The sequence below is a fragment of the Bradyrhizobium sp. S3.2.6 genome, assembly GCF_040546885.1.
Classification (GTDB): domain Bacteria; phylum Pseudomonadota; class Alphaproteobacteria; order Rhizobiales; family Xanthobacteraceae; genus Bradyrhizobium; species Bradyrhizobium cytisi.
Window position 1 is genome coordinate 20,529 of record NZ_JBEPOS010000003.1, and the last position, 12,421, is coordinate 32,949.

Genomic DNA, 12,421 nt, shown 5'->3' on the forward strand with positions numbered 1-12,421 from the left:
GTCTGTGGCCAAGAGAAACTGAAACTGCAGTGGATCTGCGCGCTCAAGGTCATGGGTCTTCATGTATCTGGCGGCAGCATCGTCCCGTTTTTTTGAGCCTTGAGCGAGATGGGAAACAGTCCGGACGCATCAACCCCGGAGACGCCGATTGAACACCCGGCTCGACTGAGGAATCCACGGTAAAGTTGCATCAATCAAGCGGGATTGAGGGGCACAGATGAGGAAGCAGGAAGCCGACGGGCCGTTGCGCGTGAGCGTTATTGCCGGCACGCGCGTGGTGCTAATGGCGATCGACATCGCCCCCGCGGATCGTGACGGCCTCAGGGGGTTTGCGTTTCAGGTCTCAAGCGGGGGACAGACCCATTGGCTGACCGGCACCAAGTATTTCGAGATTCTCGTTCCAAATCCCGTGCAGGGAGCCAAATACTCGACGCTTCAACATCCGATCCAGAGCTTTCTCTGGTCCGACTACGAAGCCAAGCCCGATACCGAATACGAATATACGATCATGGCGATGTACGGCGAGCCCGGGGCGCTCGATCCAAGACACAAAGTCACCGTCCAGGTTACAACCGAAAAAGAAAACGACGGCAAGCACGGCATCTGGTTCAATCGCGGCGTGGTTGCAAGCCGCGCCTACTCGGTCCAATTCCAAAACCGCGAACTGACCGAGGAAATGTATAACCAGGTCGACGACAAAAACCGGGTGACCGAAGAAACGTCGCAATGGCTCTCGCGGGGACTTGAGGAAGCCTGCGTCGATTATATCAACGGCGTCCCGCGCGGAGAGATGCTTCGCGTCGTCGCTTACGAGTTCACATACCTACCTTTGCTGAACGCGCTCAAGGCGGCCATCGGCCGCGGCGTAGACGCTAAAATTATCTACCACAAGACCAGCGCGAATGACGGCGCGATCGACGAAGTCGATCTTCCGCGCTCAAATTTGATCGAACGGACACGGCCGCAAACGCCGCATAACAAGTTCATGGTTTGGCTGGATAAAAACGAGCGTCCAAAAGCGGTCTGGACGGGGTCAGTAAACTTCACCCCCTCCGGCTTTCTCGGGCAGACCAATGTCGGGCACGTCGTCACCGACGGCAGCAGCGACGCCTCTGCGATTCCGAACAAATATTTTGAATACTGGAAGGACTTGTCGGAGAATCCGGCCGGAATACCGGCGCGTGAAGCCGCGATACGCCTCACGCCAAATCCGCCGAATGTCGTGCCGGAGGAGCCCGTGACGGCATTCTTCTCTCCGCGTATCGCCGACAATCTTCTCGACTGGTACGGGAAGCGGATCGAGGACGCGCGGACCTCATCGATGTTCACCGCGGCCTTTACCGTCGATCCCATCCTTCTTCGCTCGCTTGGCAAACAGCAGGATTCCATGCGTTTCGTGCTGCTCGAAAAGCCCGCGACAGCGGACGCGCGCAAGGCCGAGCGGGACAGCCGCGGCCGTCTCATCATGTCGAACGGATCGGTGCTCGGGAAGGTCACGAAGACTTCATTTAAAAAAGAGAAGGGCGCGGGCGGAACGAAACTCGTTCCCATTCCGAATTTCCCGCTCGAAAAATGGTTCGTCGACGAGGAATTGGCGCGCAAGGACGGCAAAGGGTTCGTATTCTTCGTTCACACGAAATTCCTCCTGATCGATCCGCTGTCGGATGACCCGCTCGTATGCACGGGCTCGGCCAATTTTTCAGGCGCTTCACTCACAGCGAACGACGAGAACATGCTCTTCATACGGGGCGACACCCGCGTCGCCGATATCTACATGACGGAGTTCGACCGCATCTTCCGTCACTTCTTTTTCCGGATGACAGCCAACCGCGCGGCGATGAATCATGAGGATGAGGAGGAAGCGAAGAGAAAAGCGGCCATCCTGGACACCGGCGCGCTGTGGATTGCGCCTTTCTTTCAGGATGAAAATTTCAAGTGCATCCGCAGGCTCATTTTTTTTCGCGGACCGCAATCTGACCTGGGCGCCCCAGGCGGCGCGCGACCCCGATGTATTCGACAATGAAGAGCAGCGCGCCAAGGACAAGCGCGCCGCGGCAAAGGCGCGCAGGGACGCCAAGAAGGCGGCGGAGGTAGAAGGCGTCCCCAAGAAGAAAAAAACGGTCGCTAAAGCGGTGGAGAAAAAAGCCGTGAAGAAAAAATCGAAGAAGGCTGTGAAGAAGAAGACCGTAAAAAAGAAGAAGGCGGTCAAAAAGAAGAAAGCCGTAAAAAAGAAGAAAACCGCCAACAAGAAAGCGGCCAGCAAGAAGCGAGGGTGACGGCGAAAGCAAAGGGTAGACCCTGTACGCAGGATTGACGGAGTCCACCAACGGAAAGTGGTCTCTTCTCAGCATTAATGGCAACCACCGTCTGTGTTTCTGCGTGAGCCGCCGCCAGTCGAGAACAACGCGCTGATGACCTTTGCCAGAATGAACAGGACCTGCGCTTTGCTTCTCGGCCTTGTCGCGGCCGGGTGGATGCTGCCTGCTTTCAGCGACAGCGGAGACGCCTGGCCGGTCAAACACAAGCTGCTCGGAAAGGACGGCGGCAAGGCCAAGGATGTCAGCGGCATCGCCTGCGCGGCCGCGCAGGGGTTTCCGCGTTCTTGCCTTGTCATCGATGATAACGTGCAGGACGCGCAATTCGTCACCGTTACCGACGGAGAACTCGTTGCGGGCAGCACGGTCAATCTGATTGGCGACAAATTCGAGGGCGAGGCGCTTGAGCTTGACGGCGAAGGCGTTGCCTTTGCCGGCGGCCGCTATTACGTGATGGGCTCGCACGGGCATCCGCGGGACAAGAAGGGCAAGCTAAGCGCTGAAGAAATCAAGGCGCGTATCTCCGCAAGCAGCCAGATCGTCCGCTTCCGCGCCACGGGCGAAGACGGCACTGCTTCGGAGATCGAGCGCACGCCGAGGCTGAGAGATATCATCACGGCGGAGCCTCTGCTTGCTCCTTTCATGGACCAGCGGCTAGAAAACAATGGTCTGACGATCGAAGGCGTCGCGATCAAGGATGATCTCGTGCTGCTGGCCGGATTTCGCGGCCCGGTTCTGGACGGCAACCGCGCCGTCGTTCTGTCGGTCCGTATCGATACCCTGTTCGGCGGATCAGGAACGACCCACCAGGTTTTCCGGCTGCCTTTGGGAGACGGCCGCGGCGTGCGCGACCTCGCGGCGTTTGAGAGTGGCATTCTTATTCTCGCGGGGCCTGTCGAGAACGGACCCGGGGCGTACGCGGTCTACGCCTGGGACGGAGAAAGCGAGAATGTCCGGATGCTCGCCGAACTGTCTTCCTTCGATCCCGAGCGGAAGCCCGAGGGTCTCCTGCCGCTGGACCGAACCCCATCCGGACTGCGCGTCCTGATCCTCTTCGACAGTGAAAAGGAGGGCGCGCCGACGCCGGTTGAGATCGAGGCCCCGTAATGCCGCCGCTTCACAGTGAAACTTTTCGGATGTCACGCCCCGGAGGAGCCATGAAAACGATCTGGTTACCAATCCTGGCGCTCGCGCTGCCCTGCGAACAGGCCTTCGCCTGGGGCCAGGAGGGTCATTCCATCGTCGCCGAGCTTGCGGAGCATCGGCTCGACCCGCCGAGCCTTGAAAAAATCCGGTTATTGCTCAAGTCGGAGATTCCGGGAGCAACGCAGGATACAAGCGTATCGCTGGGGTCAATCGCCAGCTGGGCCGACGACTACCGGGCGGAGCATGATGAGACCCGCAACTGGCATTTCGTCAACATTCCACTGGAACGGGGCACCTACGATCCGCAGGTCGACTGCAAGCCGGACCCTAGAAACGGCGAATGCATCATCAGCGCGATCGAGCGGAACCGGGTTCTTCTCGCCGATTGCGCGAAAACGCCGACCGAGCGCGCACAGGCGCTCAAATTCCTCGTTCATCTCATCGGCGACATTCACCAGCCGCTGCACGATACCGATCACAACGACCATGGCGGAAACGATGTCGTCGTGACGTTTTTCGGCAAGAGCGTGAAGTTGCATGCGATCTGGGATACCGACATCATCATGCACACGGTCTTCGCCTGGGGCGCGTATGTCACCCGGCTTGAAACGACGTGGTTTCCCGGACGCGACGTGACGGGCCTCGACGCCGGGTCCCCGGTCGACTGGGCGCTTGAGGCGCACCAGTTTGCGCGGGAAACCGCTTACCGGATTCCTGACGGCGGCGCGCTGGAGATGAATTACTACACTGCAGCGCTGCCGGTTGTGGACCGTCAGCTTGCGGTCGCCAGCATGCGGCTCGCGAAGTATTTGAAGGATACGCTTAAACCGACAACCACTTGTCCCTGATTTTTGGACCCGGCATGCATGGGAGGCCCGGAATGAAGCGTTGCAGCATGATCGCAGTCGCGGCTCTGACCGCATATGCGACCGCCACCACCGCTCGCGCCGAAACCTCCACCGAATGCACACCAAACGCGCTCTGCTACTGCGTTCAGAATGACCTCAAGGGCGTGATCGCTATCCGCGTCGACGAAATCCGCACCCGCATCTCCGCGCAGCGTCAGCAGGGGAAAGCCATCGGATATCTCAGCATTCCGATTTCAACCATTCAAGGCAGCTATCTTCCCGTCAACGTCAAGATAGCGGCGCAGACGAAAGAGCGGGTTGAGGAGCGTTTCGGTCCCCGGTCCCTGTGGCTCCTGAACACCGCCGCGAAGGAGTTTTCGCTGCCCGGGACCGCGAAAGGCGAGGACTACATGCTGATGTGGACGCGCGTCCTCGAAGGCAGTGACGGCTTCGGCCGCGATTTCGATTTCATATACTTCGCGGGACCTTCCGATTTCGCGCAGTATTTTTCCTTTGACGGCCGGACCGATCTGGAAAAATTGGAACGCTTTTACGATGGTCTCGCCAAGACCGACAGCAAGCTTGCTGAAATCAAGAAAACGGACTTCCGAAACTATTACGGGCTGCGCGCGTCCGTAGCTTTCAGCTTCGGATCTCACGACGAATGGAACATTGTGCGGACGATCAATGCCAAGCGGACGGCGAAGAAAGACGGCGAGGATGCCTTTGGCATCGCAAAGCAGATCGCCGTCATGTTCAACGGCACGAGCGTGGCCCCCGGCCTGTTCGATGCGCCCAGCGCAACAGGCAACGAAGGACAGTGCCCTTTACCGAAGAAATGAAGCCTCCCCGGTCAGATCAGATCCGGATCGGAAATTAGAGAGAGAGGCAAGGCCTGGCCGGGAACGTCTTCCTCTGACGGTGGTCATTTCCTCAGGAGCCTTTCGGAAAGACTTTGAATGGCTCCCACTGAATTTCCGCAACTGCCGCAATTTGCGGGTATGTTGACCCGTCTCGGCGCTCACCAAGACCATGCATGGGAGCCCCTCCCATGGAAGGGCGTCTTCAACAAAGTATTACTATTCGATCGTTGTACCGGCCTAACGCTGGAAGGCGCGTATTCCGTGTAATGAGAACAGAAATCCTCTAGAAAAAGAGTATTAAATTTCTCCATCTGGCTGGTTCGTCATGGCATCGCCTTGGACGCCGTATGCATGCATAGTGCCTGGTAAGGGAAAGACCGGCACCTGCGCTGCTATGAAAGTCGCTCATCACGTTACTCATACGCAACCGGCGTTGCGTATCCTAGAAGACAATAAGATCACCCGTGGTTTGATCTACGACGAGTGCGCACTCAATGACTCGCGGACGACTGTAGTCTGGCTCTCGCCTAATGAGTGGTACTGGGGCTCCCGATACGGGAGTGTACAGTTCACTTACGATTTCGAGCATTTGATCAAGGGGCGAAAGATATATTGGGTGGAAGTCCAAACGGGCTATAAGCCGCATGCCTGCCGATTTCTCATTACAGACCAGAACGTCAAACACCTTCCTGTCCAGCCCTACGACGCAACCCGGGAGGAAGGACCGCTACGGCATGTTGATGGGGTCTGGTACTGGAATCATACTTACACCGGTGAATTCCTCTTGGAGGCTAGCCTACTTCTGAATGATTGCGGCAAAGTCGACTTTATTAGACATCATGCGCAGCTATGTTCAATTGGAGGATGCTATGAGCAAGGAAAGGAAGGCGATGGAGCCGCAGGCCGAGTTATCGCGTACATTTTGTCTCGTGACACACAGGCAAGCGATAAGCCGCTTATCATAACCGATCCCAAGAAAGCACTTTCGACGGCTATCGAGCGCGGGTTGTCGCAAATCTGCATGGCGCTTGAAGCGATCTCAGGCAAACTGAATGGACCTTTGAAACTCGATGGAAGCGTCGACTCTGCTTTGCGGGCGGCGTTACTCCAATACGCCGAGGGCGAACGCAAGGCAGCCACCGAAACAGCAAAACTGATCGGCTCGGACAAGCTGTTCCGGGAAAGGCTTGGCGCCATGGTCGAAGGGCACTTTGGCTTAAAAAGCGATGTTCTGGCAGCCGAGTTGAAGAAGGCGAAATGAAGCAATTATCCATCGATGAGCTGCATTCGCTCCGGCTTCGCATTTTCGACAACGCGGAGAGCTTACACGTTCCCAACTTCACAGATTGACGACAAACAACATGCCGGTCGCATCACCACTCTTCACCAGTGTTCCAATTCCCGCTGGCGCCACCTGGACGCTCACGACGCTAACGGGTTTGATGCTCGATGAGGCAGAGACACTTTATGGCCGCCGCGACATGGACTGGACTCTTCTGGGCGTCGAATTCTACGAAAGTGCCACGAAACCTCAAATTTCGTTTCCCGGAAGCCGAAAGCACGTTGTTATTCGCCTCACGTCAGACACTGCTAACGATTACGACCATGCCGTATGGCAGCTAGCTCAGGAAATTGTGCATCTCTTAGCTCCAGTCGGATATGGCGAGGCTAATAATCTCGAAGAGGGGCTCGCGACCCATTTTGCGATCAATACCGTCCATCACAACGATAAGACACGATGGCAGTCGTTCTGTTCTGGTATGCGAGACCCAGTATGTGCTTACGCGCAGCCGCTTGCCGATTGCGAAGCGCTACTCCAGCTGGACTCAGATATCATCAAGAAATTGCGGAGGTCGCAGTCATACCTGAGTCGGGTCACAGCCGGGCAAATCCTCCAACTGGCGCCCGCCTGTGACCCTTTGCTTGCGGCGCGCTTAACTTCGAATTTCTGACAACGAGCCCGACTTTTCCCTCTGATAACCAGACGAAAGCAGGACTGCTGCAAAGCAGCGGTCTATATCCGCATCCCAGCTGCTCTCTTTCCGATGCTGCTCAGATGGCAGGGCAAGAGTGGTCAACTTGCTTTCCCTGCTTTCGCAACAGAACCTGAGAGAGCTTTAGTAGCGTCGGCGAACAATTGCTGATGGGGAAGCGGAGCTTGCGCGCTCTCCGCTCCCTGTTCGGGCCACGCCTATGCGAGTTCGACTGCCGGTCTCTCGCAGGAGAGCTGTCTCTCCCCCACCAACAAATTTTCAACGAGCTACCAGTTTACGCGCTATCTATTTTACATCCGTTGAGCGGAGCGGATGGCCTGGGATGGCAGGATTGGCGGACACAGTTCGCCCCCGAACCTCTTGCGAGATGCGGGGGTCTACTGTGTATGATTGGCCGCCTAGAATGGCGCGATTGAATCCTACCACGAAGTAAGATGCTGGCGCGCGATCGTCATTCTATTGATCCGATTCATACCCTCTAACTGTAGCATCGATGAAAGCGGCGCCAGGGCGTGGTTGTGGATAATAAATTCAGCACGCCCGGCCGGTCGCCTTCAGCGCCGCGATGACGGCGGGCAGCAGGTCGAGCTTATGCGAAGGTTCTCCCACACGACATGCCCGTTTCGTTCGCGCAACGTCAGCGTATTTCCCTGAATCTGAAAGTCCTTCGCGGGATCGTCTAACGTCACCGGCTCGACCGTCGTTGACGGCCGTCGGGCGCCGAACATCGGCATGTGCTGAGCAATCCAGATACAATACCAGATGAGAATCGTCTCCGGCGACGCTTCGTCCATTTCAGCGAACGATGCAGCCGGATCATTACGGGTCAGGCTGTATGCGCGCCGCGCCGCGTCGAGCAGTCCGATTTCCGGGCCGTCGTCATGTGCCGCGCCCGGCTCCGGCCAAATCTTCATCGCCTCCGCTCGATTTACCTGCAGGTCCGCGTAATCGAGCAATCCAGTCTCACCTGGCGCCGTTGTGTGGCTGTTCAAGCGCCCATCGTCTTTCAAGAACCAGTACGTAAACTGCGCATGCGTCCAGTAGCCCGGCTCGTCGACCGGCTTCAGCGGCCCGCGGCGACGCGGCCTCATTATCGGCCGGCCCCACACCTTCAGCCGGCCGGTCGAGAAGTAGTCCATCACTTGTTTGGCGACGTGCTCCCATGCCTTCTCCTCGTTGTCACCGACATGACTTTCGAGAAGGTCCGGACGGATATGGAAAAACAGCTCGCGTATGGTCCAGTCGGGATAGGTCTGGCGAGCATCTCGTTCGGCCTCAGCTGTCAAAAGATCACCAATACGCTGCACCAGTTCGTCGCTGATAATAAAGCGACGTGTATCGCTCTCTTCGTGCTGGCGCTTCATCTCAACGAGACGCTCGACGGGATAAGAGCCTTCGTCTGAGTCAATGATCTTATGATGTTTGCGGCACATGCCGATCAGGTTTCCATAAGCGTGCCGCTCCTCGTCGGTTTGGTGGTCGTCAAACCGCGCGGCAGTCCGCTTCTCTCCCTTGATGTGACACACTTCTCCGACGACGACGCCGTCTACGACCAACTCCTGACCACAGTCGGCGTGGGCGCACAGGTTGTGCGACAGCGCGAAGACGCGCTTGATCGTTGGTAACGAAGGTCCGGCCACTCAGTCTCCCATCCCCACTCGGCGGCCCGCCAGTAATTAGGCCGCCTCTGCCGAAATGCGAGTTTAGAACGCCTCTTCTTCCTCCACAATATCCTCATCCGCCGCCAGCTCCGCGCCCACACGCTCCGGGCGGTTGGCACGGGCGCCGCGTCAGTCCTCGTCGCCGAGCACATGCTGCAAGCGGGCGTACTCAGTCATTACCGTGAGCTTGTCCATGGGTATCACGACCCCAACGTGCGTCACAGCATTTCGCGCGGGCGACACGCGAATGAATAATTCCTGCAGATATTCTCTGCGCACAAACTTGGACACGAAGTGCTTAAAATGATCTCTACGGTTCATGACCTCAAGCAGGTCGCCGAGTTCTGCGTAGTAGATCAAATCGGGCAACTCACGCCGACCCTCATTGATCCTCTTTTGCTTCGTCTCTTGCCACCGCAACACGGTATCCCTATGGAGTCTGCTTTCCCAGCCGGAGCCATACTCTTTCGTCATGACTTTCTTCACGAGGCGCCGCAGGCGGCTCTCGATGCGGGCGACATACGGGGAAGCGCGTCCCGCCTCTTCAAATTTCTTCCTCATCAGGATCTAGAGCCCTGCCTCTTCCATCATCTCGTCGAGAGCATCGGGCGGAAAGTCGACCAGCTCGGCCCTAAAGCCTCGGTCCAGGTGGAACTTTGTCCGCGCTGTGGGGTCGGCGCAGTAAGCGCGGAGAGATTAATCAGGTCCTTAAACGCTGCAGATGCTATGGAAGCGGCAGACGCAATAGAGGTAGCAGAACCGTAGTGAAAAGGGGGCGTCATGCCGTCGCGCGGTCGATTGGATACGCGAGCCGTTACCACGACCGAGATTGAGGCGGCGCTCCCTAGGGGAATCGAACCCCTGTTTCAGCCTTGAGAGGGAGCCAAATCGATCCGCTTGATGATCGTCCTGAAGAGAGTTCGGCGATAGAGAGCCATCGATGTCAATCCCGACTCATCTGCACGAGCCGGTGACCGCACCAGTTTCGCACCAGAAACGATCCAACCGCAGCGGAACGAACGCGATCGGATTGAAACAAAAGACAGCAACATCAACGAATCCGATCGTTTATCCCGCCGCTCATAACGGTCTGGTTGCTGGTTGAAGGCGTGCCGCACACATCAGGAAATCGTTCGCCCTTGATTTTCGACTCGGCCAGCCTTTTTTACCCCGCGGCTTGGAAGGCGCCATTACGTCGCACGCTTGAACGCCGCGTAATAGCTCGCCACTAGATGGTCTTCTTTTCTGCTCAGTCTTCAAGGATATTCCTCTGGTCAACCGCCAATTGCGGTTGCCCAGCTGAAGTCGTAGTGAGCGCTCAACAACTTCATTGCGACAACAGCGACGAGAACGCAGATGATTTGCAACAGCGTTCTGGTCGAGAACGCTCTATTGAAGAGTGTCATCATGCCGCCTCTAGCGCTGGTGACCGAGCCGGATTCCGAGCTTGAGGGCCTTTTGGCGGAGTGAGCCTTCGGAGCGCTTTGTGAGCTTCGCGATTTTTGCAACGGGCGTCTTTGCTTTCGAATGAGCGCGCAGCTCTTTCACGTCAGCCTTTGTGTATTCACGACGCACAGTTTTCTTCTTTGTAGCCGACTTCTTTGCGTTCTTCGCCACTTTTAGCTCCTCGACTCGAGAGTGGGCGTACTAGCACAGCCGCATTGAGGCGCAACTCTCGATCAGTTGACTCTCTATCCTGGTCCGGGCGCGCTCTACGCAAGTGGGCCAGCTCACAGTTGGGCTAACGCAACCTGTGATATAGATTGGCTTTTGGTGCACTTTTGGGGATGGTGTGAATGCCGAAGAATATTGTGATCTTTTCCGACGGCACAGGTCAGGCCGGCGGCATCAATTTCGACGAAGCACGGACGAACGTTTACAAGCTCTACCGCGCCTGCCGCGTCGGCCCGGACACGAAGGTCGAACCATCCGAACAGGTCGCCTTCTACGATGCCGGTCTCGGTTCTGCGTCCGATGGCGGTCATTTCAAGATTGGCTGGATGCGGTGGCTTTACAATCTCGCCAGCATGGCGACGGGCCTCGGGATCACTCGGAACATTGTCGATTGCTACGCCGCGATCATCGCCCTGTATGAGGAAGGCGATCGGATCTTCCTGATCGGTTTCAGCCGGGGTGCCTACACGGTCCGATCGGTTGCAGGGGTCATGACCCATTGCGGCGTCCCGCGCCATATGCCCGATGGCTCGCCCTTGCGCCGCGACCCAAAGAGCATCCACAAGCTGGCCGAGCATGCGGTCAAGGATGTCTATCAATTCTGTCCATCCTACTCGCGCAAGATTCTTGGATACCGGCGGTTCCTGCTGGAGACTCGAGATGCAATCGCCGCACAATTTAGACAGCAGTACGGCAGTACAACCACCGTCAACGGCGCCGAGCACGCGAACGTCTTTCCCTACTTCATCGGCGTGTTCGATACTGTCGCCGCCCTCGGCCACAAATATCTGGGCGCGGCGCTCGTGACCTCCGGCATTGCGCTACTGATCGGGTTGCACTGGCTCGGTGGCTTCCTTCAGCCGGTCTTTCCATGGGCCGGATGGGTGGCCTGGATTCTGAGCTACCTCGGCATCGCCACAGCGCTGATTGCTTTTTTCATGAACTATCTGAAGATCGCGCCATCCTTGCCCGGCTATGGATTCTGGAAGCGCCTCCAGACGGTGCATCTCGCTCCGCCGAAGCACAAATTCTACGACACGACCCTCAATCCGAGGGTGGGCTACGCTAAACATGCGATCTCGATCGACGAGAACCGCGCCGATTTCAAGCGCGTCACCTGGTCGCCGACGGCCGAGAAGCAGGACAAACGAGACGTGCACGACAATCTTTTCTTCGAACAGGTCTGGTTTTCGGGCGTGCACGCCGATGTCGGCGGCGGCTATCTCGAGAACGAGGCTCGGCTCTCAGACGTCGCGCTCAACTGGTTGCTCGCCGGAGCTTCGCTCATCCCTGGCGGCCTGAAACACGACGGCAGTGTGCTACGGCTGTCGCCCAATCCCGCGGGTCCCCAGCACAATGAGCAGGCGGGAGGCTTCCTCAAGGCTGGGGTTCGTGACCTGCCGATCGACCCCGAGACGGAAGAATCGAGATCACCGATGCACAAATCGGTCTGTCGGCGTTTCGAAGCAGCGTCCGTTCTTCTCTACGATCGCATGGCGGCCTACCGCCCGGACAACATGAGGGTCCACGTCGACTTCAAGCATTATTTCGATGGGAGCGCGGCGCAGCTGCCCCAATGCGTCGCCGATGACATTGAAAAGAAGTGGGAAGATGCCGGCCATGTCGGGCGGCTCTGACCCAGATACAACAGTGAGGAAGCGGTTCTGTCGGGCAGCCTTCGAGACGCCTTTGGCCTCCGCGGAGACGAGGAGAGCACATCACAATGCCGAGAGTGCGCTCGCCGCCCGGCCGTCAAAAACACCGTTTGAATAACCGTTTTAGTTCGGTCCTCTCAAACGGTTTCTCTCGCTAAGGTCTTGATTTGTATGGTGGGCGCACCAGGGCTCGAACCTGGGACCCGCTGATTAAGAGTCAGCTGCTTCATGAGGAGAGTCAGCGAGACCTTCGGGGATGACATTT

11 protein-coding genes are annotated in these 12,421 nt (G+C 57.4%); 8 read left to right on the forward strand and 3 right to left on the reverse strand.

The window, feature by feature from the left end:
- The first annotated feature begins 217 nt into the window (after positions 1–217).
- The 7 genes from ABID58_RS07845 to ABID58_RS07875 all read left to right on the forward strand — a co-directional run bounded on the left by ABID58_RS07845 (position 218) and on the right by ABID58_RS07875 (position 7,124).
- A complete protein-coding gene (locus tag ABID58_RS07845; protein WP_354032212.1) occupies positions 218–2,023 on the forward strand; it encodes a phospholipase D-like domain-containing protein in 1,806 nt (601 codons plus the stop codon).
- Positions 1,923–2,276 carry a hypothetical protein gene (locus tag ABID58_RS07850; RefSeq protein ID WP_354032213.1) on the forward strand — a complete coding sequence of 118 codons (354 nt, stop codon included), beginning with the start codon at positions 1,923–1,925 and terminating at the stop codon, positions 2,274–2,276. Before ABID58_RS07845 ends, ABID58_RS07850 begins: the two co-directional genes overlap by 101 nt.
- A 135-nt stretch (positions 2,277–2,411) precedes the next feature.
- Positions 2,412–3,422 carry a DUF3616 domain-containing protein gene (locus tag ABID58_RS07855; protein WP_354032214.1) on the forward strand — a complete coding sequence of 337 codons (1,011 nt, stop codon included), beginning with the start codon at positions 2,412–2,414 and terminating at the stop codon, positions 3,420–3,422.
- A gap of 50 nt (positions 3,423–3,472) precedes the next feature.
- A complete protein-coding gene (locus ABID58_RS07860; protein ID WP_354032215.1) occupies positions 3,473–4,309 on the forward strand; it encodes a S1/P1 nuclease in 837 nt (278 codons plus the stop codon).
- A gap of 32 nt (positions 4,310–4,341) precedes the next feature.
- The gene (locus ABID58_RS07865) at positions 4,342–5,151 is read left to right on the forward strand and encodes a hypothetical protein (RefSeq protein WP_354032216.1); all 810 of its coding nucleotides are present in this window, start codon (positions 4,342–4,344) and stop codon (positions 5,149–5,151) included.
- A gap of 637 nt (positions 5,152–5,788) precedes the next feature.
- Positions 5,789–6,433 carry a hypothetical protein gene (locus tag ABID58_RS07870; RefSeq protein WP_354032217.1) on the forward strand — a complete coding sequence of 215 codons (645 nt, stop codon included), beginning with the start codon at positions 5,789–5,791 and terminating at the stop codon, positions 6,431–6,433.
- 100 nt (positions 6,434–6,533) lie between these two features.
- Positions 6,534–7,124: a hypothetical protein gene (locus tag ABID58_RS07875; protein ID WP_354032218.1), complete on the forward strand. Its 591-nt coding sequence runs from the start codon at positions 6,534–6,536 to the stop codon at positions 7,122–7,124.
- A 596-nt stretch (positions 7,125–7,720) separates the two neighbouring features.
- Here the strand turns inward: ABID58_RS07875 and ABID58_RS07880 are convergent.
- The 3 genes from ABID58_RS07880 to ABID58_RS07890 form a co-directional block, all read right to left on the reverse strand.
- Complete coding sequence (locus tag ABID58_RS07880; protein ID WP_354032219.1) at positions 7,721–8,806, reverse strand: hypothetical protein; 1,086 nt, start codon at positions 8,804–8,806, stop codon at positions 7,721–7,723.
- A gap of 150 nt (positions 8,807–8,956) precedes the next feature.
- Positions 8,957–9,388 (reverse strand): hypothetical protein, encoded by a 432-nt coding sequence (locus ABID58_RS07885; RefSeq protein WP_354032220.1) that lies wholly within the window; start codon positions 9,386–9,388, stop codon positions 8,957–8,959.
- Between the two features lie 855 nt (positions 9,389–10,243).
- Complete coding sequence (locus ABID58_RS07890; RefSeq protein WP_354032221.1) at positions 10,244–10,444, reverse strand: hypothetical protein; 201 nt, start codon at positions 10,442–10,444, stop codon at positions 10,244–10,246.
- Positions 10,445–10,623: 179 nt separating this feature from the next.
- Here ABID58_RS07890 and ABID58_RS07895 point away from each other — a divergent pair, with 179 nt between their 5' ends.
- Complete coding sequence (locus ABID58_RS07895) at positions 10,624–12,138, forward strand: T6SS phospholipase effector Tle1-like catalytic domain-containing protein (RefSeq protein WP_354032222.1); 1,515 nt, start codon at positions 10,624–10,626, stop codon at positions 12,136–12,138.
- The last annotated feature ends 283 nt before the right edge of the window (positions 12,139–12,421 follow it).